Origin of the sequence: Delftia sp. K82 (genome assembly GCF_002193035.1) — a bacterium.
Classification (GTDB): domain Bacteria; phylum Pseudomonadota; class Gammaproteobacteria; order Burkholderiales; family Burkholderiaceae_C; genus Comamonas; species Comamonas acidovorans.
Window position 1 is genome coordinate 12,002 of record NZ_MYFL01000008.1, and the last position, 20,957, is coordinate 32,958.

The following is a 20,957-nucleotide window of genomic DNA, read 5'->3' on the forward strand; positions in this document are numbered from 1 at the left end:
CCCAGCAACGCTTCCCCGGGTTCAACAGTGGGCAGAACGACTTCGTCGAGAGCATTTAGCGTCCAGCCTCCTGGGGAAGCTGGAGGGGCGCCAGCTCATGGACGCCAGGCACTGTGAAAAAACGAAGGGTGCAGTGCTCGTGTCCACTAAGCAAAGCCGGCTCGTCATCGCTTACGGGTCTGGCGACGATCATGGTTTTCCTTTAGATGAAACTGACTTCGCATGCCTGGCTGATGAGGTAGCCGAGACCCGCGATTTTGTGTTCGTGTTTGGGCTCGAACGAGCGCAGATGAGCCATCACCACGCGATTCAGGAGTGCCGGCGCATCCGCATCGTCGAAGCCTTCACGAAACACGATGTCCCCTTGGGGTAAAGGCTGGCCAGAAAACAAGTGGTCCAGCAACTTCGTGTAGTCGTTTCCGCGCTTGAACTCACTTGGCACCACGTCGAAAGGCGGCAGGAGCTTGGTGGTTCCAAAGGCAACTTCAAGTTCCGTGATCGTATCCAACGACTCACGCTTCAGATTGAATTTACGCACGGTTTGTCCTAACTTCACTTGCCGCTCGTAGCAGCTGTGTAATTCGAGTTTCGTGGCTGCGTAGCTTGTCTGCATCGACACGCAACCTAGCCAAGGCTCCAGGAATATCTCCATTGTCAAGATCGCGGCTAGCCAAGACCACTGCCGTGTACACACGCAGCTCCGGACGCTGAAGCTCTCGCCTCAGAATGTGCAACTCGTCGGGGTCGAGAAGGGCCAAGTTCCGTTCCTTTCACGCCGCCGCCAAGAACTGCCTGGCTCGGTCGTACTTCATCCGCAAACGCTGCGCTACTGCCTCTGGCAGAGCCGCAAGACGCTCGGGATCACTGTTGTCGTCCAAGTCGGCCAGCTTCACCACGAGTGCCGCAGGACTGCGTTTCACACCGCCCAGGTAATCCTCATAGCGCTGCCCCTTGCGCTTCGTAAGTATCACCACCAGCTCAACCGCATCTGACGGCAAGCCAAGCCACAGCAGCTGCTCGGCGCTCACCTTGCCGTCTTCGATTGCGTCATGAAGCAGTGAGGCGATCTGCTGGGTGAGGTCGCCTCCCGCCGCTTGGACGCGAAGAAATACCCTCGACAGGTGCTCGATGTAGGGGCGCCCCGACTTGTCCACCTGGCCCGTGTGCAAGCGGCAAGCTAGTTGGTACACCTCAATCAAATCCATGCGTCTAATTCCATAGGGTTAGCCGAGCAGCACGGTCGCGCCAGGCATTTCAATAAAGTCTTCGAGCCAGTGGTTCTCCTGGATGTGAGCCAGCGCAGCGTCTAAGGTCTTGAAAGACTGCACGCCGTCTTTATGGCCAAGGTGCAGACGGTCAACTTGACCCTGCCTCGATTTCACGTACAGCAAGAAGTTGATAACTTCAGAGGTACGGAGAATCGAAATGAAAGAAGGCAAGCTGCCCAAGCGGCAGTACACACAGGAATTCAAGGCTGAGGCCGTCAGACTCGCGGCGTCAGTCGGCGGACACGAGGCAGCACGTCGCCTGGGCGTGCCGGTGGCAACGTTGGGCAACTGGTCCAGGCGAGGTGTCGCAGCGAGCGGCGGCAGTGGCGCGGCTGTGCCGCCCACCGAGGCGCCTGCGCGCCGCCCCGTGAGTGAACTGGAGGCGGAGAACAGCCGCCTGCGCAGAGAACTGGCCGACGCGAAGCTGGATGTGGAAGTCCTTCGAAAAGCGACGGCGTACTTCGCCAGGGGGTCGCGATGAAGTACGCCTGGATCGACGAGCATCGCGACCAATACACCGTCAGTCGGCTTTGCCGCGTGCTGCAGGTGTCTCGCAGCGGCTACTGCCAATGGCGCGTGCGCCCGCCCAGTCCCAACACGCTGGCCAACCAGGCTCTGGACGCCAAGGTGGCGGCCATCCACGATGCCAGCCGTCGAAGCTATGGCCGCCCTCGGATCGTTCACAAGCTGCGCCAGCAGGGAGAGGTCGTCAGCGCCGAGCGAGTGCGAAAGAGCCTGCGGCGCCAGGGCCTGCGCCCGGTGTACAGAAAGCCGTTCGTGACGACCACCGACTCGGCGCACCGTTTGCCGGTGGCGCCGAATCTGCTGGATCGGCGCTTTGATGGTTGGCAGAGCGACCAGGCGTGGGTGGCGGACATCACGTACGTGCCCACCTGCGAGGGCTGGCTGTACCTGGCCGCCGTGCTGGACCTGGCCAGTCGGCGCATCGTCGGCTGGTCGATGTCCGAGACCATCGACGCCACGCTGGTGTGCTCCGCTTTGAAGTCGGCATGGTGGCTGCGCAAACCTGCCAAGGGGCTGCTGGTCCACACCGACCGCGGGTCGCAGTATGCCGGCGGGCGCTACCGGGCACTGGCCGCCGAGCTGGGCATCACGATGTCCATGAGCAGGAAGGCCAATGCCTGGGACAACGCGCCGATGGAGAGCTTCTTCAAGACGCTGAAGGTCGAGCGCATCCATCAGGTACGCTACGACACGCGAGCGCAGGCCAGGCTGGACATAGTCGATTGGATCGAGGGCTGGTACAACCGCCAGCGCCTGCACTCGGCCAACGGCTTCCTGCCCCCAGTGACCTGGGAGAACGCTCGTTTGGCTGCATGACTTGGTGTACGTGGAAACGAGGCAGGGTCAACTTGCGCTGCGCCGGTCTTGAGCGAATAGCGCAGCTCGATGGCAAATTCACTGCTCTCGTGGTGCTGGACGCCAAAGCGGACATACCCCTTCTTGGGCTTAATGAACGGAGCAAAGTGGAGCACCGCCGCCTTGCTGCGCTGGACCGCGCCGAGCTCTCCGCGATTCAGGCGAACATGCAGCACCGTCTGATTGGTATCCGCCCACTTCATGCCCCATCCAAGGCCGTAGGCTCCCGCCAGTGCTTCGCCGGCATAGTGGAAGGCCATACTGCCTTCCGACTCCAACAGCGCGGCCACATCTGGCTTGGCGCCCCACAGGCGCAGCCGCTCGTGGTCGTAGGCCTCCTGCAGTGTGGCTACGACATCGGCGGCACGGTCGGCGCGGCGCTCTGCCTTCTTCAGCTCCGACTTCGCCTCGGTCGCCTTTGTGCGGGCCTGTGCGATCTTCGAGGCCAGCTGTGCAAGTTGTGGTGAGGCGTCGATCGAGGGTGGCATTTTGATTTCCTTCACTTGTTCAAATCGGCCTGTTCGCGGGCCTGTTGGTTCAGATCCTCGACTGCAGCGTCTGGCAAAAGGATTCGCAGATCGGTTTGACCGAGCACCACCTAGTCATCAGCGATCTCACTGCAGCCAGCCTCGTCAAGCAGCTTCTGCGCCGCCTTGGTGAGCTTTTTTGCCATCCTTTTTTCTCTGATGTTCAAACTGTTCGGCCGATGCGCGACTGCATCTCCGGGGACAGTGCCGAGACCGGGTAAAGACGAGGCCCACCAGCAGGCGGCTGGTAGCCAGCGTCGCCCGCCGCCTCGATCTTGCGTAGACACTCGGGGCCGACATGAACCACTTGGTCATCTCTTGTGTCAGCCAAGAACGGGGTCGGCCGACGGATCACGCGATCGCATGCGAAACAACGGTACGAAGCCAAGATCATCTTTCCTTCACCTTGTTGACGGGCCCACGGCGCGCATGACTTGCTTGCTGACGCGATATTGCGTACCGCTCTTCGTCGTCAGCACATGGGTGTAGGTGAATCCACCGCTGTAAAACGAGGTTGGCATCGCCACCACTGATCCACCTGCACTGAGGGCCCGCTGAACTTGATCAACGCCTGCCGATTTCAACTCGTGGTGCATGCCTGCTCTCCTTCGTCTTCAGTTCATTGGCTTGATGCGAAGCACACTCGCCAGCGTAATGGCCATGCTTGCCACGGCGGTCTTGTTATGGCCTTCGCCATAGGCATATGCGGCCAGCAGAATGCCGCCGACGAATGCAACTGTCAGTAGAGGCTTCAAGTTCATTTTTCCGTTCAGTTTGTGGCGTCCTGCGATGACAGGGTCAAGCTGCTTGGATCGATCACCATCGCGGCACTGGCCACAATGTCGTCCTCAGTAATGACGCCATAGGCCAAGCCCAGTCGCGCTATTACCGGCAAGCGTCCCAGCTTGGACATGAGGGCAACGGCTCCTGCGCACGTCATGCGCTCTTTCTCCAGCGTCTTGTGGCACACGAAGGTCTGCTGGTCGTCAGCCAGCAGATGGGACACGATGCTCTCCAACCGACCAGGGTTCAGCTCGACGCCCGCACCGTCGCAACGGAAAGGGCAGTTGGCACAGGGCCGTTTGGTGATGGGCACGTTCTTGGAATCCCTTCAGTTTGCAAGGCGTCGCTCAGCCAGAGCCGCATTTGCCTGTTGAACAAGCTGGGCCAGCATTCCAGCACCTATCTCGCCAGCCGAAGCGTGAAGCCCAGCAACTCGCTCGGCCAGCTGAACCAATTCGGCTTTGGCATTGATCCAATTCAACGCCGCCTCGGCGTCATCTTGCAGAGGCTCTCCCTGTTCGTCTTCCCAAGGCCCACTCGTCGCGGTGCCTCTCCGATCAGCCACCTCTTTCAAGAGCTTCAGGATTCGAGGCGGGAACGCTTCAGTCGTTTTTTTCATACTAGGCATAGCTTTGTCCCTCGATAGGTTTTGCCGCTTGTAGTGCAAGCAGCTCCCGCCCAACGTCGGTCAGACGATCGTCTTCGATTGCCCCCCAGCCGATCAGCGTTGCGCGGCATGTCATCAGGCCGTTGGCGTCGCTGATCCGCGCCGCGACAAGCTTGCGGCCATCACGCACCGCTTCTAATACTTGACGGTGACCACTGTTCATTCGAGCACGCATCTGGCGGATGGTGGGCGCAGGCATAGCTTTCTCGACTTAAGTCTGCATCCAACGCTTGGCTTGGGCCAGGCAGGCTTTGCACGTGACTTTGGGCTGAAAAGGTGTGCCGTCGCCATCGAGGCCTTGCGCCACAGTGGATGACCAGCGCTTGCCGTTCGTGCCGCTGGCCGTGGTGCACAGGAGGTCGCCGGCTCGGCGCTTCAAACGGCCCACCTGCAGGTCTTCAAGCAGGTAGACATGTTCCACGGTTGCTTTGCTTCGGCCATCGCCCCAGGAGGTCTCCGAGAGGCCGGAAAGCACATCCTTGATCCCCACATCCCAGCGCACCGGCAGAACCAGCCGCGCATTGAAGGCTTCGGCTTCGGCGCGGAGCGAGCTGAGCTTGCGCCGGCTGTCCTCGGCCCTCGCCGCCTGGGCATCACGCCAAGTTTGCGCCTCGCGCTCCATCTCGTCACATGTGGCGCAGACAAAGTGGCCCGAGCCGTTGAGCCACACATTTACGGCCGTGCCGGCAGCCAGGGTAGCGTTGCACAACCGAAGTGCGACACCCGCGACGGTCAGGCTCCCATCTACTGCGACCTCAGCCGAGTGCTGGCCATACCGCACCGAGTTGAACCAAATAGGGTCCAAAATGCTGGGACCTGCGACAGGGTAGGTTTGCATTGTGTGCTCCCGCTTCAACTCCGAGTGCCCAGCAGCGAAAGCTCACCACGATGGACACGCCCCAGGGTGATGGCGGCGCAATGATCGACCACCGTATCAATCAAGACTTGCGAGTCGCCTGAGTACAAGTGCTTGAACTGATCCCATAGCGCCTTGCGCTCTGCTTCCGACTGCACGTTGATGCCAGCCAGGGATTCAGCCTGACCGATGGAACCGCCGACCCACCCGCCTAAACGGCGGAGAATTTCGGAGGGGCGAGTTTTCGTCTTTGCCATGGTCGCTCCTCCCTTTTAGGCCATCGCGTCGTTCAGCGAGGATTCGATATCGTCGAAGGCTGTCAAAGCGTCATCCAGCGCAGATGCCGCGGCCTCGCTTGCTTGACCCCGTTCAGACGCCTTTAGACCTTCAGGCATGTTGTCATAGGCATCCTGTTCCTCTCCATGAAGCCCATCAATGCGGCTCCGCAAATCAGCAAGCTCGTTGAGCACCTCTTCTATCTCTTTGCGGCGCTGTGCGTTCATGGCGTTCCTGGCTATGTTGAATGCCTCCATTGTTAGGGTACTTGTACCCCGCGTCAAGGTGTTTTGATGTGCTGCTTGAAATTCCTTTCGGCATGAGCCAGAAGCTCATCTTTTAGAGGCCTGAACTTTGAAGAATCTGCACGAACCAGGAATGCCTTGAAGGTGTTGATTGAGTATGCAGCGGGCCCAAGTCCCAGGTTGAAAACAGCAAGTGCTGCAGGTTGGCTGAGGCCGCTTGCCTCCACTAATTCGCGCAGGCGGTCATTGTTTGTTTTAGCGGGGTTCATGTACCCATTGTGTCAAAGCTATAGGGCGTCGGCAAACATGGCGCACATAGTCGAGGCACCAGCCGCATATGCAGCTGTTCGATGCCGCCCGCCTGAGCAAGCGCGCGTACAGGGGGCACCAGGGCGCCGGCAGCAGGTCCACGACGATTCGCAGGCGGTGGTCATGAGGCTGGCCAAGCCTAGGCCCCAGGCGGCCCAGGACCTGGGACTTGCCACGGGCACCAGCAGCTGCAGCTGGTCGATGCAGCCTACCTGGGCCAGCGCCCGTCCGCAGCCCGCAGGACAGTGGCCGGAGTGAATTCGCACAGGCCTGGCGGAAGCGTCCGCAGCGCCATGGAGACGGTGCGGCCCACGACGGTCGCGTTGAGCGCAGGATACAGGCGCTTCAACACCGTCATCAGCTCGTGCCATTCCTGGCCACCTGGCCACGGTTCCGCGCCTTCGTGGATCAAGGCCGGGGCTCCCAGGTAGACGCCCGGCAGCTTCTGGCGCGAGCACCAGTTGAATTGGTCCGCCGTGGGATCCAACACCTGACCGTCGGCAAGCTGCAGGAAGATGTGCTCGCACTCGCCGAGATCCGAGACCACGAGCTGAGTTGGAATACCCTGAGCATGAAACGCAGCGTGCAGTGGGGCAGACAGCGCCACGCACATCCGTTCGCTGGAATCGCCTTGCAAGACTACTTCGCGGAAATCGCGGGCGTAGGTCAACAGGTTGGTCATAGCGGCGAGTAAACCACGCCCAGAGCCAAAGCGCGGCGCTCCAATTCCAGGTTCATGGCCAGGCTGGGCTCAGCCGCTATCGATGCAAGGACGGTGTGAAGCCATTGCTCCGGCGTAGCGCTAGCTATACGAAGTGCCAGACGATCCGCAAGAACCTCTTCGCTGATCCCGCCAGCTCGGAAGAAGGTTTTCCACCTGCGCGCAGCATGCCCGACCTCATGGGCCAGGATCAGCTGCAGCTCAGCATCCGACAGTCTGGCCAGGAATGCATGCGATACGCACACACGATGCCGAAGCGGGATGTAGTGGGCGCCGACGTTCGCCATGCCGAGCGATGGTGCCCTGTGCATGCTGGCGGCGCCTGCCAAGGCTGCCAACATGGATTCCGCCCATTGCACTCGACGCTCGGCCGCGAGTAACTCCTGAGGTCCCAGCGCCGCTCGCAGGTGCTTGGGGTCAGGATCGGCAAGGCGCCAGATCAGGATGCAGGAGCCCACAGTGCCAAACAGAGCAAGCGCAAGGTGAACAACGACGCTATTCATGGCTTGGGCTCCAGCGCCGTCTACATAACCTGACCACCCTTACCGGTATTGGGGATGCAGGCCCCGCACTTCCCGGCCCCCTCCTCTGTGTACAGAGTGACAGGGGTTTCGCCAGCGCTGTGTACACGTTGCCGCACCGGCCGCAGGCGTAGACGGCGCGCCGCCGCGAGATGATCAGCTTCTTTGCTGACACCCAGTCGCCCTGCAACTGGTCGGGCGCGTGCAGCTTCTTGGCTTCCAGGGAGTGCGCGAGCGGCGCCCGCTCCTGACGAATGGCCCCAAAGTACCGGGCGAGCGCGGCGCATGACTGGCCTTGGTGCTGAATCACTACGCGATCGACGAGTCAGTGCTCACGTGCACCTGGTCAGGGTGACAGGCCTGATTCATTGTTTTCCTCGTGCTGCACGCCTAGACTCCCGGACCCGCTTGCATCCCTTGGTAATCTGAACAGCTCCCACAATGGGCAGGCCGACGATAAAAAACAAGGTTAGGCCTGGGCTAGCAAGCAGCGCTGGCCAGTCGAGCTTCAACTGCTCACTACTGAATTGCAAAACAAGCCCCACCAACCAAAAGAGTATCAAAGACAGTCCTATGCCTAGCTGTCGCATCCCGTACGATCATATGGTCGCTTGTGAAACAGGTGCGGGTGGGTCTGGTACCAATCTTTCATGGCCTGCATCGGCGTACTGCTCTTGAGCGCTGACTGCGGCAACTGGTGGTTGTACAAGGCCACATAGCGCAGCAAGGTCTCCTCCATGTCCTCGCGGCTGTTGAACCGGTGGGTCTTCAGAACGTCCGCAATGCGTCCATTGAACCGCTCCACCATGCCGTTGGTTCTGGGCGTCCTGGGCTTGGTCAATCGGTGCTCTATGCCCAACTCCCGGCACAGTTGATCGAATTCATGGTTGCCGCTGGGTTCGCGTTCCTTGCTGGCAAACAGACGGTCCGTGAACTCTTTGCCGTTGTCGGTCAACAGCTTGTTGATCCTGATCGGACAGGCCTTGTGCAACGCCTTGAGGAAGGCCTGTGCACTGGCGGCGGTCTTGTTGGACTTGAGCTGCACAAACACCCAACGCGTGGCCCTGTCGATGGCCACGAATAGGTAGCGCCGGCTGCTCTCATCCTGCATCTGGGGCAGGTACTTCACGTCCATGTGCACGTAGCCTGGCTCGTAGCTCTTGAAGGCCTTGTGGGCTACCGCAGGCTCCTGGGGCTTGAGGGCGTTGAGGTTGCCCGCTCCATGGCGGCGCAAGCACCTGTCCAGCCCGGAGCGCGAGACATGGGGACAGATGAACTCCCGTGTCACGGCCAGCAGGTCATCCAAAGGTAGCAGCAAGGTACGGCGCAAGTGAACCACCACGGTCTCTTGCGCAGGCGTGAGCACCGTCTGCAGGCGATGGGCCGTGTGCGAGCGGTCTGCAAAGACATCGCGCTTCTTCCACTTGTAGACCGTCTGCTCAGTGATCCCAAAGCGCTGGGCCAGGATGCTGGCTGGTTCATCGCTGGCTGCGATCTCGGCACGCACGGCGGGCGTGGTGCGGGCGTTCTTGTGCAGGGCTATCAACATGGCTTCACTCCCTGGGTGGATTGCAAGGACTCTATCAACTCCTTTAGAACGGCTCGGGCCATGAAGAGTGGATAGCGTTTAGAGTCTATGCAATCGTCCGGGATGCGACACCTAGTTACGCGGCCTGGGCCGCAGTTTGGCGCTCAGCGTAAGCCAGGAAATCGTCCATCAGCAGTTGCCCGCAGCAATGGCCTTCCCAGACGTTCCAGGCGGAATAGCTCGACGCCACCCACCGCTTGCCATCGTAGGCAGTCAGGCGGCGGCGCCCCTTACGGCCACCTTCAGCTTCGCACACGACGCGTAGGGTGGTTGGCTTATGAGGTGGTGTCGCCCTTGGGTGGAACGTGCTCATGGTTCTTTCCTTGATCCTGATTTCAGTGCAAAGAACGGGACGCAGGTGGCGTGGCGTCAGCGATGCGGTATATGGTCTGCACGTCGCCGTCCACCACCGCAGGAGCCGATGTGATCAAGCCGTCCACCATCAACATGGCGAGGGTGTTGGATGCTTGCGCAAAGCTGCCCAGCGCAGCCGTAGCGTCCTTCATGAGAAATCCAATCTGCACCCCTTGGGCGGTGTTGTGATGGGCCTGCACGGCTCGTAAAGCCGCGATGGCCTCTGTGTGGTTCATCTTGCTTTTTTCCGATCAAACTTTGGAGCCACCCTGGCGGGTCACTCCGGGTGTCCATACTGCATCCTCGATCGCAATCCCCGGGTTCGTCCGTGCGAACTCTTTGCCGGCCGCGTAGCAGACAGCGCTGAGCGTTCCAGGGATCACGTTCGCGGTCTTGGCCAAGCCGCCATAGCCGTCCCAGAACGCCGCGCGGTGGCCCGCGCCACGATGCGGCTTGCCGTCGTGGTACAGCTCGCTCGATGGGTCGCGCGCAGCCGAAAGCATGGCGTCGTATGTCGCCTGGAACGATGGGGTCTTGTAGCGCGGCACAGTCTGGTCTTTGCTACGAAATCTTCGGGTACTTCGCCAGCAAAGCACGCGCCTTATCCAGGTCACCAGCTGCGCCCTGCCCGGCACCCAACCGATCTTCAAGCGTGCGCGCAAGACTCCAATCGTCGCTCTTCTGGCCAGCGGCCTCAAGATGGAGATGCAATCGCTTCAAGCCTCTAACAACGTCAACGTCGATGGTCATTTCAATGCCTCCTTGGGAACAATTTCTCAAGGGCATATTAGGTGCATTTAACGCACCTGTCAATGCCATTCGCGCGCCCGCCTTCTTCAGTGCAGGCCCCCAGTCCTCAACCACATATGTTGCGCCTGTCTTTCTAACGGAGACGCCGGCTTGCTCGCCTGCTTGGGCGATCAATGTGGTGATCGTCTTCTTGTCTAGACCAGTAGCTGCCACGATTCGCACAAGCGTGCCGTGGCCTGCTTCAATTGCGCCTAAAACGGCCAGCATGCGGCGCAGATCGCCCTTTGGATAGTGCGGAGCCACCATCACACAGCCCGCGCCACAATGTCCGCCAACCGAACAGGATCACCTTCCACAAGCCGCTTCGTAGTGCTGACGCTCTTATGTCCAAGGATCGCCGCGATGTGCACCAGGTCGCGGCCTTGGCGGTGCTGCTTTACCGCGAAGGTGCGTCGAGCAGATTGGGCGCTGCCGCCATCGATGCCGGCGTTCGTATGAAGGCGGGAGATGTAGGCACCGAGCGAGTTGCACGAGTAGCTACAGACGCCAGAGGGGAGCACTCGCTTGGTCAGGGTATAGGGCCTGCCGTCTTCGGTTAGGAACAAGGCGCTTTGGGGATCAAGACCACGGTACGCACCCTTCCTGACGGTGGCGCCATGCTTGCGCTCCAAGCGCCACGCCAAGTAGGCATCCATCGCCGCTACAACGCGCTTATTCGACCAGAAAAGGGGGCGCTCTACCCCGTTATGCGCGACATCGACGCGCACTGCGCTCGTGACGCGGACGTTGCCCTTGGCGTCGAGATAGTCGCAAACCGTGATGGTGGCTAGCTCCGTAACCGACATGGCCGTGCCGTATAGGGTCAGGAGCAATGCGGTATCGCGTAGCGGGACGCGGCTGCAGGCAGCCGTCGCCTTGAGCAGGTGCTCGATCTGTTTGTCTTCGATGACCGGAGGTTTTGCCACTCTTGCAATTGTGCTTAGTTGACGAATTACATAGAGTGTATCGGTAGAGCGCGTGCCTGCCTATTGGCAGCGTGAGAGCCGGCGCCACATCAAGGAAAGTCGGATGGCAGGCTTGAGCACCGCGTCACCGAACAACTTGCTTTCGCCTGAAATTGAAGCACTGCTTCTGGATGCCACGCGCAGGGCTCGGCGGCCCACGACTCAACCCAGGGCATGGCGCAGAATATGCTCCGGGTTTCTCGCATCAATCAATCCGGCCCGCGAAATCACCAAGCAGATGGCAACCAACACCACCCTCCCCCTCGGCCGGATGGCCATAGAACGCCGATTCATCCCCATGGCCGACCGCGCGGTAGTGGTCAGCGGGGAGCGTCCAGAAGCCCTGCTTGCAGTTGAAGAGGCCATTCTTCACCTTGGCACCGACGAAGACCGCACGCACGCCCAACGAATCCTGCTGCGCGCCCAAGACGCGCATCGAATGGCCCTCCCCGGCGCGCTCACTGGCTTCATCTGGATCGGGTGTCTGCGGTTGACGGTCACCGCCCGAGACCAGCAGGCGATGCGTGACGAAACACGCGGTGTTTTGACCCCACAGGAAGCGCGCCGCTTGTGGCAGCTTCTCGATCAGCAGGTGCGCGACCTCCGCAAGAGTGCCTACATCACTTCCGGCATTTCTCGACCTGGCGTCCCCACTTGGCCTGGTACCGTCCTGCACGCCACCACGCGATGCACAGGAGATGTTCGCGCCTGGATCGCATTCCACTGTGTCACCAACATGCAGACCGAGACCATTGCCGCATTTTCTGAGGAGGGCTCGACCCAGCCGGGTCAGCTCATGGTGTGCGCGGCAATCCCCGATGACACGACGCAAGCGCAGGATCTTCAAGACCCCTCCCGGTCCATTCCCGACAACAGGTACGCCCAAGGCCTTCGCCAGCGTTTTGATGCAGCACTACAGCAGGCTATGAAGGAGATGCCCCACCTGCTTCTGGGCTTCGATGGCGGCTGGTCCCGCATGTCTAGCGTGGTCGAAGACGGGGAGGCCGAAGCTGCCGCCAGCATGTTGGTGCAGCTATTGGGCAAGACCAAGGACTGGACTGTCGCTCAGGCGGTGGAGCGCATCCGCGCTGATTTCCCTGGCTGCTTTGACCTAGTGTGCGGATCTGTCCGCACCGAGCACCCCAATCCTGGCCAAGCAGCATTCCTCCCGCTCTTCGCCCCTGAGGGAGGAGGCATTGTCAGCAACGGCTTTGCCTCTCTGCTGCCGGGGACCCCGCTCTCTCTTGTCGCCGAAAGAGCCGTCGCGGCGCTGGACAGGGTAGGCCTGACGGCCAGGGCCGTGGTCCTTGAACCCCGAGCGCCAATCCCCCGCCTGAGCAAAGAAACCATGCTGCTGCCTTGCGCCGATGGCCGCTACCGGAACATGAACGTAGCCTACTTTGGCAGGCGGGCCTGGGGCTTCAAGCGTTTCGACTGGGATGCTGGGTGGAACTTTGACGGGCCAGCCTTCGAGTCCGATGATGCGATTCGAAAGCTGGGCCAGCTGCCTCACCCCGTCGCCATGCAGGTTGCCGGGGTGGAAACTGCGCTCTCTGAGCACTACGAAAAGGACCTCCTAGTAGCTCTCGAAGCCCAGATGCAGCGTCCAGGCCGTGCCTCGCGCAGCGCGATAGAGCATTTGATGGCTGACCAGCCCGAGATCGCGGAGTTGAACGACATGCAGCTCAGCCAGAGCATGAGCTTCGACACCGATTGGTATGCGCCATCCGATGGGATATCTCCACCCGAGGGCGTGTACTGCGCGGCGCACTGGAAGCGTGTCGGCGGCGTGCTCATGGTGGCCAAACGCTCTCTGATGGACAGGTTGGAGGAGACCTCCATTGAAAAGGGCTTCCCGGTTAAATCCTTGAAGCTCCCCTACCCGGACATCTACTTCCACTTCGAGAAGCCGATCAAACACCAGAGGCAGGACGGGCTGAGCTTCATCCTCACAGGTTTCTATGCGAGCGAGGAAGAAGCGAGTGACGGCTCTGGCATGCGTGTGATGACGCTGACTTATACGTACCTCTACGACCGTGAGGTAATGCGTGTAGGGGGGTTGGATGTGACCATTGCCATCGAGCCCAACGACGCCCGCGATTTGACGGAAGTGGTCTCCGAGCGCCGAGCCCGCATCGACTCGACCGCAGCTTCTCTGTCAGACAGTGATCAAGAGTCCCTCCAGTTCACCAACGACACCTTGGTGACTGCCGCCAAAGTGGTGCTTTACACGACACTGCGAAACGCGAGGATGACAGAAGTCACCGACCGAAGCCGCCTGCTGGACCAGATGCGCAATCTGAAGGGGAACAAGCGCGACAAATTGCGTGCCCGCATCGCCCAGGCATACGACTACATCGCCATCGGGCCTGAGGAAGCAATGGATAGCGAGGGGGCGACAGAGTTGCGCGTCGCGCATGCCCTCGAAGCACGGGGGATCAAACCTCATTGGCGCCGGGGCTTCTATCGCACGCAACACTTTGGCACCGGCCGCGCGCTCTCCTACGATGTTTGGATTCCACCTGTACTGGTGAACGGCCACCTGGTTGATGGAGCCCCGCCAGTGCGCAAGGACTATCTGCTGGACTGAAATCGCGCGGGGCACTCTCAGCATAGGCTTGCAGGACAAACACCGCATGACTCTCATTGCAACCGTCGCGGCCACAGGCCTGGAAGTCGAATCATTCACCGCCCCACCGGATGTCTGGGCTCAGTGGCGCAAGCTTCCGATAGGCTCGTTTGTCATCGGTCACCTCCGAACGCCGGCCGTGCTCAAGCGCAGCCCGCGTGGTCTTCAGTTCTTCGCAGCTGCGCCAGGGGCGGGCGGGGCAACGGCTCCGGAGTCCGTCGAGCACCAAATCGCAAAAATCAAATTGGTACTCGGTATGCGGGCCGCTGGGCACGACGCGAAAGTAGAGCAACCCGGAGCTTCCCCATCAGGTGAGCAATGGCAGGCAGACGTCTTGGTGCAGACTGCCCGGGGACCGATAGCCGTCGAGGTGCAGCTGGCCCAGCAGCATTGGGACGAGTACAGGAGCAGGACCGCGCGGTACAACGCCAGTGGAGTCTCAGTCGTTTGGCTTGTGCGTGGGACGCATGTGAACGCCTTGGGCAACAGCAGGATTCGATTCCTGATGACCCAAGGTTGGTCCATGGACGAGGCGATGAATCGTGCCCTGGAGGACATGCCCTGCATCCCTCTTGTTGGGTCAGCGAGTGGCGACGAAGAGCAAAAGGTGGTTGTCCATCCAGCTGATCTTTCGCAGACTGTAATGAGGCTTCCGCTGGAAGTGTTCGGTGCCGGTGTCGCTGGCGGCGCACTTCACATGGGTGAGGACAGGCACGTGGGCGGCACGCGCTCATGGCCAGCATGGCTATGGGACAGCGCGAAGGCGCCCGAGGTTTTCATATCATTCGGTTGACCAAACGGTGACAGCCGGCTTGAATTAACTCGGCTGCTTCGCTCCCGTTGCCGGCCTGTTGAGCAAGGAACGATGTCGTGCCGTTCCTTGCGATCGGGAAGCATCGTAAAGCTGGTTTCGCTAAACGATCTCACTAATGCTCGTCGACGTATGGCTGTTGATTTCTCCGACAATGTAAGAAGCGAATACTTCCATCAATTTATTGAATTGGTCTGAGTTTGCGAAGTGTCCATCGGCATAGACGCTTTTAGAGACTCCGGCGAACTTCTGCAAACGCTGGCAACCAGCATTAATTGCATCAAGAACCGCGAGAGGCAGCTCTTCATTGAGACCCACAATGAATTTCGCCTGTTCCTCGTTAAGGCCCCAGCATTCTTGCGGATCGACCTTATCTCTCATACCAACATCGTAGTATGGGTCCGTCACGAAATAGTCTTCGATGGTCAGACCGATTGCAGGATGCTCTTCGGCAGTGAACCATGAAAGTTGCGACGGCAGCGTCAAACGCGTGACACGGCCATCGCCAACGACCTGTGACTTTTGCAGTATAGGCTGCGCAGCCAAAGTGGCACCAGTGTGCGCCAGATTCACAAACCTGGGTGCCAGCACACTACTAGCCGTCACCTCGGGCGTGCTCCCATCCCAACATCCTCGCTCACTGTCCCACGCACTGGCATCAAAGTCATAGCAATCGCGCTCGCTGTAGATGTGGCCCTCATCCTCAGTCGCCAAACCACAAACATGGCCGTTGATGATCACAACGAAACCAAGGTCGCCTTGACTAAGCGCAGTCCAATCTGGCTTATCGCCAAGGAGCTCGCTCGCCAGCGCCAGCCAGCCGCGATATGTGGTGATGTCGTGTGTGGATTTCATGTGCTACCTCTGGTGGAGAATCGATGACTTGATTGTATGCGCATACAATCAAGATCACCCATTTCCGACTCCTTCGCAGGGTTGTTTTCATGCGCATTAATTCAAATAGAATCCATGAAATGGAACCACACAAGAAATCAACTCATGGCGGCGCCGGTCGCGGCCAGGGCCGTAAAACTCTCTCCAACGATGGCGAACCCCTGGTATCGTTGAACAGCAGCGTGACGGCCGCGCAGAAAGCCAAGTTCCGCGAGCACCTGGGCAGCGCGTGGCTCCGTGCGGCGATCGATGCAGCGCCCGTCACGGAAAAGACGCCAGGCAAGACGTCCTGAGAGCGGGAACTCCACAGGCTTTTTGGACTACGACAGCGAGCATTCCTTCACAAATGAACCGCCGTCTACTTTCCTTTCTACTTGGACAGGGACCTATCGATCAATAAGCCATTCCGTGAAGCGAACTCCGGAATCGGCTGCACAAAAGAAAAAAGCCCCGGAACCGAAGTTCGCAGGGCTTTTTGTTTTTAGGAGTTAGGGGGAGCTAAAGGTGTTCGCCCTAAAAATCGACGGTTAGAGCTTCGGCGTCTGCGAGCCGGGGCTTACTCAACTCGATTCGATAGTCACGTTTCCTTTTTACGTGCTTGGACGCCGGCAGCAGTCTTCCCTTTATATGCCTAGCGCTCTCAGAATAGCGAGGCTTGACAAAGATTGGGAGTAGGTGCCTCCTTAACGGAAGCCGGGGTGGGCGTGGGATGTTCACCTCCCTGCCGGAGCTTCAGCAGTTCGCGCCTTTGGAGCATGTGCTCCTGAATAGGCCCACTTCCCTTCCAGAAAAGGATATTAACTTCCGGGTTGGCATCTGTACGAGCATACGTACAGACCGGGTGACCGGCGAGGCTTGACCAAATAGTTGTGGCATCGCGAAAACTGTAGCTTCGCCAGCCGCTTTTTCGTAGTGACAACTCAAAGGTCATGGCCTCTTCTATCGAAAGTGGCGTTACAGTCGGAAGCGAGCGGACAAAATTGACCGGCTTGGCACAGACCATTTTTTTCCCTCGGACTTTAACGATCATTCCGGTCTTGTCCCCACGCGCTCGCAGGCGATCCCACTCTGAGGCACAAATTGCCCCAGTGGTCCTCCCACTATAGGCTTGCAAGGGATGAAGCTGCCAAGCATACACAACATAGTCGCCAGACCATCCACCTGTCTTGGTGGCAAAGACGGCGTATAGGAAGCCACCGTGCGTGAACTCCTTTACCGTCACGACATCGCCAACAGCCGTGTCGCTTAAACGATCTCCGCAATAGGCGTCGGCTGCCTCAGCCCAAACCTGCGAAGGAATCGAGATGCTTTTCGCCTCCGGCATGATCAGCCTTCCGACCGCTTCATTACATGCGGATGTTACTTCTGCACACGGATTTTCTTCAAACAACATTGCTTCATCTCCAAGAGAGACGGGCAGCAGCCCTAACGGGCCTTGCCCGTCAGGGTTTAAAATGATCGGTCGTATCCGATTAATGATTTAAAACTTCATAGCTGAGTCGCTATCAAGATTTAATAGTAAATAGCAGAGGTCACCATTTTTGCTGAATTCTTCAGAGGCTTGGTATGCTATCAGTTGATTCGACATAACCGGACCCTCAGGAAGTTTTCTGCTTCCATAAGCCTGGGCAGAAGTGTCTTTTGCGGCTCCTGCCGGGATTTTAGAAGGCGCCGAGCTTCAGCGGAGATGTTTCCTCTCGCTATTACGCAAAGACGCAATGATTCGAGAATCTGTGATATAGCCTAAAGCGACACTGTATTCGAGACCGCTTTGACCCTCATAGATTATTTCGACATCCTGAGCCAGGACTTGGGCACCGGCAAAGTCAAAGCGTTCGCCGCTTTTTATCTGCTCCAACCTCTTCTCGCTTTTGCCATAAACCACAAAGCCCCAGAGCTCGCCCGCTTCCATGGTGAAGCGAGGAAGGGCAATACGGCGCTTGAATCGAATCACCGCATAGAGTTGATTCGGAACGTTGGCAGGGTTAGAATTTTCACCTTGGAATTGAGTTGCTTGCATGATTCATGCTCCTTTACAGAAACGACGAACCATGCCCCCTTGGGCTGTGGCCCGTCAGGGTTAAAAACCAGCTGGCGCTGGGATTATTGCGATCGGTCAATAGACTGAACGTCTAAAGACTTAATGGACTCGTATGAGTTTCCTCGGGCATCCGAAAGGCATCGACATACCGGAAGGTAGTGCATCCGTTTTCGAATCAGCTTCAGCAGGTTTCAACACCTTCTCCCCGCCAAGCAAGACTGCCAGGAAGCTATATCGGCGATTGAGCCTCGAACGGGCCTTTATCCTCCTGATCCAACAACCTGGTACAGGCCTGAATCGTTGGCAGGATAGGGTATGAAGTATCGCTACTTGTCGCATCCCGTACGATCATATGGTCGCTTGTGAAACAGGTGCGGGTGGGTCTGGTACCAATCTTTCATGGCCTGCATCGGCGTACTGCTCTTGAGCGCTGACTGCGGCAACTGGTGGTTGTACAAGGCCACATAGCGCAGCAAGGTCTCCTCCATGTCCTCGCGGCTGTTGAACCGGTGGGTCTTCAGAACGTCCGCAATGCGTCCATTGAACCGCTCCACCATGCCGTTGGTTCTGGGCGTCCTGGGCTTGGTCAATCGGTGCTCTATGCCCAACTCCCGGCACAGTTGATCGAATTCATGGTTGCCGCTGGGTTCGCGTTCCTTGCTGGCAAACAGACGGTCCGTGAACTCTTTGCCGTTGTCGGTCAACAGCTTGTTGATCCTGATCGGACAGGCCTTGTGCAACGCCTTGAGGAAGGCCTGTGCACTGGCGGCGGTCTTGTTGGACTTGAGCTGCACAAACACCCAACGCGTGGCCCTGTCGATGGCCACGAATAGGTAGCGCCGGCTGCTCTCATCCTGCATCTGGGGCAGGTACTTCACGTCCATGTGCACGTAGCCTGGCTCGTAGCTCTTGAAGGCCTTGTGGGCTACCGCAGGCTCCTGGGGCTTGAGGGCGTTGAGGTTGCCCGCTCCATGGCGGCGCAAGCACCTGTCCAGCCCGGAGCGCGAGACATGGGGACAGATGAACTCCCGTGTCACGGCCAGCAGGTCATCCAAAGGTAGCAGCAAGGTACGGCGCAAGTGAACCACCACGGTCTCTTGCGCAGGCGTGAGCACCGTCTGCAGGCGATGGGCCGTGTGCGAGCGGTCTGCAAAGACATCGCGCTTCTTCCACTTGTAGACCGTCTGCTCAGTGATCCCAAAGCGCTGGGCCAGGATGCTGGCTGGTTCATCGCTGGCTGCGATCTCGGCACGCACGGCGGGCGTGGTGCGGGCGTTCTTGTGCAGGGCTATCAACATGGCTTCACTCCCTGGGTGGATTGCAAGGACTCTATCAACTCCTTTAGAACGGCTCGGGCCATGAAGAGTGGATAGCGTTTAGAGTCTATGCAATCGTCCGGGATGCGACAGCTACTGAACGAATGCACAGGCGTCATCGCTTTGGAAGGCGCCAGCGAGCAAGCCTACGCATTGCTGTGCAGCTTGTTCCAGTACCGCCCCCCCCCCGCATGGTCCACGCGGTGGAGGGCATGTTTCACGTGCCGTCTCCTGTTGCAGGTGACAGACACTGGCCCCCATCAGGCATCAAGTGCCTATCTGGGGTTTGAAAAAGCGACTTTCGTCGCTGCAAAGTGCTTGTTCACCCGAGGGCACGGCAGCTACCGTATCTACCACCAGCAGCACGCTGGCAGGCCGAAGACTTGCCTAACCCCCCTCTTCCGAGGTGTGGCTTGGGTAAGCCATCGTTGCCAAGTCGCATGCTGACCGGGCGTCAATCCTACACGAAGAGCGAGACGCGCCCAAAGCAACTGTCTCTGTTGCGTCGTTCCAGCCCGTGGATAGTTTGTGTGCAGATAGCGATGGGCGTTTTCAACGTCGGCGTGGAGACTGCGTCCCGCGCCTGCTCTAGAGTTCTATGGAGCGATCTTGACGGACTGACAGCATTCGATGGTGATCATGTGCCCGCTCGGACAACACGGAGGATAGATGGCAACGCTACCGTATACCTTTTACCCACTTGGGCCTGATGAGCCTGCCGGTGTGTTCTCCTGGGGCAAGGCCCCTCAACTCACGGAGAGTGACGCCTTGGCGGGTGTCGCCCGTCTGGGCGGTCAAAGGACACCAAACTACTGCCAGGCCTATCTTTGGAGCGCGGGAGAATTGCTGCAAACCGCGATGAACAAGAGGCTGCTTGACCATCACGCATTGCCCATTTTTTACCTTCAGCGTCACGCGGCAGAGCTCCTGCTCAAGGCGCCGCTCTCGCTTGCAGTCGAAGTGCAGAAGCATCGTGAGAGGCTGGGCATTCCGGCTTCTCGCTTTCCAACCCCAGGCCAGGCCAAGCGTGTTCATAGTTCTCACAACCTCATGCTCCTCCTGAAAGATCTCGGCGCTATGCTCAGAGACATGCAGGTAGGCGTCATCCCGCAGCCTCTGAGCGAGGCCGTGCATCAGATCGTTGCCATTGAAAAACATGCCACCTGGGCGCGATATGAATACAGCATCCAAAATGACAGGCTCGTACATCACATGGCTGATGAGGTCGTCGTCCCCTTGAGGGCGATCCAAGGGCTTTTGTGCCGTGCAAATGACTCGCTAGGAGCCCTGTGGCCGTCTACTACGGGGCTTGTGATGAGTAGGCTTAGCGAGATGCTTGAGTCCGCGCTACGGAGTGCAGGGGAGATCGCTTGAGCAGTTGATGCCGCTGGCGCTGATGTTCGGCGAACGAGCATCCATTGGCCGATCTGTCATGCGACTGGCATGGGTCTCGCGTGGACCCACCTCGGTGCAGTAGCAGTGAGCCCTAGTGCATCCACTGTTCGCGAGGCCTTGTAGGGGTAGGTCGGAGCGAGGGTAGGTTCGCCGTAGACGGCCTTCATTCGGCCTCGAAGACCTCACGTGCAACCAGCGTGCGTTCCAGCACGATCATGCGTTTTCCGACACTCTTTCCCTGCGTCCGCTCGACTAGCCAGCATGGCTTTTTCAGCCAAGGCTCGTCCCTGGAAATCGTTCGCACCTCGTTGCCGGACTTCGTGAAGATGTAGAGCTTGCCTCTTTCAATGATCATGTTGGGGCTCGTTCAAGTTTTCTGGCAGCGGTCTGCAGGCCGGCAAAGATGGGTTCGGCCACATGCTCCGGGAAATCCGAGGGCAGCTGCGCCCTCATCTCTCGGATCACCCGGGGTGTGGGTCCCTGCATAGGCTGTCGATGAATGCTGCCCGGCGTATTGGAACCTCCAGCGAGAAGCAGTGCAACGCCCTGTCGCCGCTACGTCAGCGTTGATAGCTGGATGAGAGATCTAGTCCAGCGCCTTGAAGAGGGGCGTCGGCTATCG

Annotated in this window: 31 protein-coding genes; 6 read left to right on the forward strand and 25 right to left on the reverse strand. The window is 59.1% G+C overall.

Going from position 1 to position 20,957, the window contains the following annotated elements; genetic code table 11:
* Positions 1-202: 202 nt before the first annotated feature.
* From KDK82_RS29840 to KDK82_RS32895, 3 genes are all read right to left on the reverse strand, one after another.
* Positions 203-556 (reverse strand): hypothetical protein, encoded by a 354-nt coding sequence (locus tag KDK82_RS29840; protein WP_179218003.1) that lies wholly within the window; start codon positions 554-556, stop codon positions 203-205.
* A 214-nt stretch (positions 557-770) separates the two neighbouring features.
* Positions 771-1,205, reverse strand: a complete 435-nt coding sequence (locus KDK82_RS29845; protein WP_065345161.1) for an HD domain-containing protein — start codon at positions 1,203-1,205, stop codon at positions 771-773.
* Between the two features lie 18 nt (positions 1,206-1,223).
* A complete protein-coding gene (locus KDK82_RS32895) occupies positions 1,224-1,391 on the reverse strand; it encodes a hypothetical protein (protein ID WP_179218004.1) in 168 nt (55 codons plus the stop codon).
* A 34-nt stretch (positions 1,392-1,425) separates the two neighbouring features.
* Between KDK82_RS32895 and KDK82_RS29850 the strand changes: the two genes are divergently transcribed.
* Positions 1,426-2,609, forward strand: a protein-coding gene (locus KDK82_RS29850; protein WP_088165044.1) for an IS3 family transposase whose coding sequence is annotated in 2 segments (ribosomal slippage) — positions 1,426-1,717 and positions 1,717-2,609 — 1,185 coding nt in all. Because the reading frame shifts where the segments join, the coding sequence is not laid out codon by codon here.
* 571 nt (positions 2,610-3,180) lie between these two features.
* Positions 3,181-3,396, forward strand: a complete 216-nt coding sequence (locus KDK82_RS29860) for a hypothetical protein (RefSeq protein WP_088167023.1) — start codon at positions 3,181-3,183, stop codon at positions 3,394-3,396.
* A 180-nt stretch (positions 3,397-3,576) separates the two neighbouring features.
* Here the strand turns inward: KDK82_RS29860 and KDK82_RS32385 are convergent, their stop codons facing one another.
* From KDK82_RS32385 to KDK82_RS29915, 17 genes are all read right to left on the reverse strand, one after another.
* Positions 3,577-3,771: a hypothetical protein gene (locus KDK82_RS32385; protein WP_139093314.1), complete on the reverse strand. Its 195-nt coding sequence runs from the start codon at positions 3,769-3,771 to the stop codon at positions 3,577-3,579.
* A gap of 18 nt (positions 3,772-3,789) precedes the next feature.
* On the reverse strand, positions 3,790-3,936 hold the full coding sequence (locus KDK82_RS32900; RefSeq protein WP_179218005.1) for a hypothetical protein: 147 nt from the start codon (positions 3,934-3,936) through the stop codon (positions 3,790-3,792).
* An 8-nt stretch (positions 3,937-3,944) separates the two neighbouring features.
* A complete protein-coding gene (locus tag KDK82_RS29865) occupies positions 3,945-4,271 on the reverse strand; it encodes a DUF6283 family protein (RefSeq protein WP_088167024.1) in 327 nt (108 codons plus the stop codon).
* 15 nt (positions 4,272-4,286) lie between these two features.
* Complete coding sequence (locus tag KDK82_RS32390; protein ID WP_143343543.1) at positions 4,287-4,577, reverse strand: hypothetical protein; 291 nt, start codon at positions 4,575-4,577, stop codon at positions 4,287-4,289.
* A 1-nt stretch (position 4,578) separates the two neighbouring features.
* The gene (locus tag KDK82_RS32395; protein ID WP_143343544.1) at positions 4,579-4,824 is read right to left on the reverse strand and encodes a hypothetical protein; all 246 of its coding nucleotides are present in this window, start codon (positions 4,822-4,824) and stop codon (positions 4,579-4,581) included.
* A gap of 12 nt (positions 4,825-4,836) precedes the next feature.
* Complete coding sequence (locus tag KDK82_RS29870) at positions 4,837-5,463, reverse strand: hypothetical protein (protein ID WP_143343545.1); 627 nt, start codon at positions 5,461-5,463, stop codon at positions 4,837-4,839.
* 14 nt (positions 5,464-5,477) lie between these two features.
* The gene (locus tag KDK82_RS29875; protein ID WP_088167026.1) at positions 5,478-5,738 is read right to left on the reverse strand and encodes a hypothetical protein; all 261 of its coding nucleotides are present in this window, start codon (positions 5,736-5,738) and stop codon (positions 5,478-5,480) included.
* A 15-nt stretch (positions 5,739-5,753) separates the two neighbouring features.
* Positions 5,754-5,984 (reverse strand): hypothetical protein, encoded by a 231-nt coding sequence (locus tag KDK82_RS29880; protein WP_143343546.1) that lies wholly within the window; start codon positions 5,982-5,984, stop codon positions 5,754-5,756.
* 53 nt (positions 5,985-6,037) lie between these two features.
* The gene (locus tag KDK82_RS32400) at positions 6,038-6,271 is read right to left on the reverse strand and encodes a hypothetical protein (RefSeq protein WP_143343547.1); all 234 of its coding nucleotides are present in this window, start codon (positions 6,269-6,271) and stop codon (positions 6,038-6,040) included.
* Between the two features lie 248 nt (positions 6,272-6,519).
* On the reverse strand, positions 6,520-6,993 hold the full coding sequence (locus KDK82_RS29885; protein ID WP_088167028.1) for a hypothetical protein: 474 nt from the start codon (positions 6,991-6,993) through the stop codon (positions 6,520-6,522).
* Positions 6,990-7,535, reverse strand: a complete 546-nt coding sequence (locus tag KDK82_RS29890) for a M48 family metalloprotease (RefSeq protein WP_088167029.1) — start codon at positions 7,533-7,535, stop codon at positions 6,990-6,992. The genes KDK82_RS29885 and KDK82_RS29890 overlap by 4 nt, the downstream gene beginning before the upstream one ends.
* 595 nt (positions 7,536-8,130) lie before the next feature.
* On the reverse strand, positions 8,131-9,102 hold the full coding sequence (locus KDK82_RS29895; protein WP_011137959.1) for an IS481 family transposase: 972 nt from the start codon (positions 9,100-9,102) through the stop codon (positions 8,131-8,133).
* Positions 9,103-9,217: 115 nt separating this feature from the next.
* Positions 9,218-9,454, reverse strand: coding sequence for a hypothetical protein (locus tag KDK82_RS32405; RefSeq protein ID WP_126313139.1), 237 nt, complete (start codon positions 9,452-9,454; stop codon positions 9,218-9,220).
* Positions 9,455-9,476: 22 nt separating this feature from the next.
* Positions 9,477-9,731 (reverse strand): hypothetical protein, encoded by a 255-nt coding sequence (locus KDK82_RS29900; RefSeq protein WP_088167030.1) that lies wholly within the window; start codon positions 9,729-9,731, stop codon positions 9,477-9,479.
* A 15-nt stretch (positions 9,732-9,746) separates the two neighbouring features.
* Complete coding sequence (locus KDK82_RS29905) at positions 9,747-10,043, reverse strand: hypothetical protein (protein WP_088167031.1); 297 nt, start codon at positions 10,041-10,043, stop codon at positions 9,747-9,749.
* Positions 10,044-10,056: 13 nt separating this feature from the next.
* Positions 10,057-10,551 (reverse strand): hypothetical protein, encoded by a 495-nt coding sequence (locus tag KDK82_RS33025; protein WP_218827105.1) that lies wholly within the window; start codon positions 10,549-10,551, stop codon positions 10,057-10,059.
* On the reverse strand, positions 10,551-11,210 hold the full coding sequence (locus tag KDK82_RS29915; protein ID WP_088167032.1) for a site-specific integrase: 660 nt from the start codon (positions 11,208-11,210) through the stop codon (positions 10,551-10,553). The genes KDK82_RS33025 and KDK82_RS29915 overlap by 1 nt, the downstream gene beginning before the upstream one ends.
* A 103-nt stretch (positions 11,211-11,313) precedes the next feature.
* Between KDK82_RS29915 and KDK82_RS29920 the strand changes: the two genes are divergently transcribed.
* The gene (locus KDK82_RS29920) at positions 11,314-13,839 is read left to right on the forward strand and encodes a hypothetical protein (protein ID WP_126313138.1); all 2,526 of its coding nucleotides are present in this window, start codon (positions 11,314-11,316) and stop codon (positions 13,837-13,839) included.
* A 46-nt stretch (positions 13,840-13,885) separates the two neighbouring features.
* Positions 13,886-14,671: a competence protein CoiA family protein gene (locus KDK82_RS29925; RefSeq protein WP_179218006.1), complete on the forward strand. Its 786-nt coding sequence runs from the start codon at positions 13,886-13,888 to the stop codon at positions 14,669-14,671.
* Between the two features lie 120 nt (positions 14,672-14,791).
* Here the strand turns inward: KDK82_RS29925 and KDK82_RS29930 are convergent, their stop codons facing one another.
* Complete coding sequence (locus KDK82_RS29930) at positions 14,792-15,544, reverse strand: hypothetical protein (protein WP_088167035.1); 753 nt, start codon at positions 15,542-15,544, stop codon at positions 14,792-14,794.
* A gap of 119 nt (positions 15,545-15,663) precedes the next feature.
* Between KDK82_RS29930 and KDK82_RS32410 the strand changes: the two genes are divergently transcribed.
* The gene (locus tag KDK82_RS32410; RefSeq protein WP_143343548.1) at positions 15,664-15,876 is read left to right on the forward strand and encodes a hypothetical protein; all 213 of its coding nucleotides are present in this window, start codon (positions 15,664-15,666) and stop codon (positions 15,874-15,876) included.
* A gap of 347 nt (positions 15,877-16,223) precedes the next feature.
* Here the strand turns inward: KDK82_RS32410 and KDK82_RS32415 are convergent, their stop codons facing one another.
* From KDK82_RS32415 to KDK82_RS29940, 3 genes are all read right to left on the reverse strand, one after another.
* On the reverse strand, positions 16,224-16,976 hold the full coding sequence (locus KDK82_RS32415; RefSeq protein WP_143343549.1) for a hypothetical protein: 753 nt from the start codon (positions 16,974-16,976) through the stop codon (positions 16,224-16,226).
* 285 nt (positions 16,977-17,261) lie between these two features.
* Positions 17,262-17,603 carry a hypothetical protein gene (locus KDK82_RS29935; protein WP_088167036.1) on the reverse strand — a complete coding sequence of 114 codons (342 nt, stop codon included), beginning with the start codon at positions 17,601-17,603 and terminating at the stop codon, positions 17,262-17,264.
* A 347-nt stretch (positions 17,604-17,950) separates the two neighbouring features.
* Positions 17,951-18,922, reverse strand: coding sequence for an IS481 family transposase (locus KDK82_RS29940; protein ID WP_088167037.1), 972 nt, complete (start codon positions 18,920-18,922; stop codon positions 17,951-17,953).
* Between the two features lie 687 nt (positions 18,923-19,609).
* Between KDK82_RS29940 and KDK82_RS29945 the strand changes: the two genes are divergently transcribed.
* Positions 19,610-20,314, forward strand: a complete 705-nt coding sequence (locus KDK82_RS29945; protein ID WP_143343550.1) for a hypothetical protein — start codon at positions 19,610-19,612, stop codon at positions 20,312-20,314.
* A gap of 184 nt (positions 20,315-20,498) precedes the next feature.
* Here KDK82_RS29945 and KDK82_RS29950 read toward each other — a convergent pair whose 3' ends face one another.
* Positions 20,499-20,690, reverse strand: a complete 192-nt coding sequence (locus KDK82_RS29950) for a hypothetical protein (RefSeq protein ID WP_088167039.1) — start codon at positions 20,688-20,690, stop codon at positions 20,499-20,501.
* Positions 20,691-20,957: the final 267 nt, after the last annotated feature.

Excerpts from the sequence above, each read along its gene's own strand:
- KDK82_RS29845 (WP_065345161.1), bottom strand. The coding sequence starts at position 1,205 with ATGGATTTGATTGAGGTGTACCAACTAGCTTGCCGCTTGCACACGGGC.
- KDK82_RS32385 (WP_139093314.1), bottom strand. The coding sequence starts at position 3,771 with ATGCACCACGAGTTGAAATCGGCAGGCGTTGATCAAGTTCAGCGGGCC.
- KDK82_RS32900 (WP_179218005.1), bottom strand. The coding sequence starts at position 3,936 with ATGAACTTGAAGCCTCTACTGACAGTTGCATTCGTCGGCGGCATTCTG.
- KDK82_RS32390 (WP_143343543.1), bottom strand. The coding sequence starts at position 4,577 with ATGAAAAAAACGACTGAAGCGTTCCCGCCTCGAATCCTGAAGCTCTTG.
- KDK82_RS32395 (WP_143343544.1), bottom strand. The coding sequence starts at position 4,824 with ATGCCTGCGCCCACCATCCGCCAGATGCGTGCTCGAATGAACAGTGGT.
- KDK82_RS29870 (WP_143343545.1), bottom strand. The coding sequence starts at position 5,463 with ATGCAAACCTACCCTGTCGCAGGTCCCAGCATTTTGGACCCTATTTGG.
- KDK82_RS29875 (WP_088167026.1), bottom strand. The coding sequence starts at position 5,738 with ATGGCAAAGACGAAAACTCGCCCCTCCGAAATTCTCCGCCGTTTAGGC.
- KDK82_RS29880 (WP_143343546.1), bottom strand. The coding sequence starts at position 5,984 with ATGAACGCACAGCGCCGCAAAGAGATAGAAGAGGTGCTCAACGAGCTT.
- KDK82_RS32400 (WP_143343547.1), bottom strand. The coding sequence starts at position 6,271 with ATGAACCCCGCTAAAACAAACAATGACCGCCTGCGCGAATTAGTGGAG.
- KDK82_RS29885 (WP_088167028.1), bottom strand. The coding sequence starts at position 6,993 with ATGACCAACCTGTTGACCTACGCCCGCGATTTCCGCGAAGTAGTCTTG.
- KDK82_RS29890 (WP_088167029.1), bottom strand. The coding sequence starts at position 7,535 with ATGAATAGCGTCGTTGTTCACCTTGCGCTTGCTCTGTTTGGCACTGTG.
- KDK82_RS29895 (WP_011137959.1), bottom strand. The coding sequence starts at position 9,102 with ATGTTGATAGCCCTGCACAAGAACGCCCGCACCACGCCCGCCGTGCGT.
- KDK82_RS32405 (WP_126313139.1), bottom strand. The coding sequence starts at position 9,454 with ATGAGCACGTTCCACCCAAGGGCGACACCACCTCATAAGCCAACCACC.
- KDK82_RS29900 (WP_088167030.1), bottom strand. The coding sequence starts at position 9,731 with ATGAACCACACAGAGGCCATCGCGGCTTTACGAGCCGTGCAGGCCCAT.
- KDK82_RS33025 (WP_218827105.1), bottom strand. The coding sequence starts at position 10,551 with ATGGTGGCTCCGCACTATCCAAAGGGCGATCTGCGCCGCATGCTGGCC.
- KDK82_RS29920 (WP_126313138.1), top strand. The coding sequence starts at position 11,314 with ATGGCAGGCTTGAGCACCGCGTCACCGAACAACTTGCTTTCGCCTGAA.
- KDK82_RS29925 (WP_179218006.1), top strand. The coding sequence starts at position 13,886 with ATGACTCTCATTGCAACCGTCGCGGCCACAGGCCTGGAAGTCGAATCA.
- KDK82_RS29930 (WP_088167035.1), bottom strand. The coding sequence starts at position 15,544 with ATGAAATCCACACACGACATCACCACATATCGCGGCTGGCTGGCGCTG.
- KDK82_RS32410 (WP_143343548.1), top strand. The coding sequence starts at position 15,664 with ATGGAACCACACAAGAAATCAACTCATGGCGGCGCCGGTCGCGGCCAG.
- KDK82_RS32415 (WP_143343549.1), bottom strand. The coding sequence starts at position 16,976 with ATGTTGTTTGAAGAAAATCCGTGTGCAGAAGTAACATCCGCATGTAAT.
- KDK82_RS29935 (WP_088167036.1), bottom strand. The coding sequence starts at position 17,603 with ATGCAAGCAACTCAATTCCAAGGTGAAAATTCTAACCCTGCCAACGTT.
- KDK82_RS29940 (WP_088167037.1), bottom strand. The coding sequence starts at position 18,922 with ATGTTGATAGCCCTGCACAAGAACGCCCGCACCACGCCCGCCGTGCGT.
- KDK82_RS29945 (WP_143343550.1), top strand. The coding sequence starts at position 19,610 with ATGGCAACGCTACCGTATACCTTTTACCCACTTGGGCCTGATGAGCCT.
- KDK82_RS29950 (WP_088167039.1), bottom strand. The coding sequence starts at position 20,690 with ATGATCATTGAAAGAGGCAAGCTCTACATCTTCACGAAGTCCGGCAAC.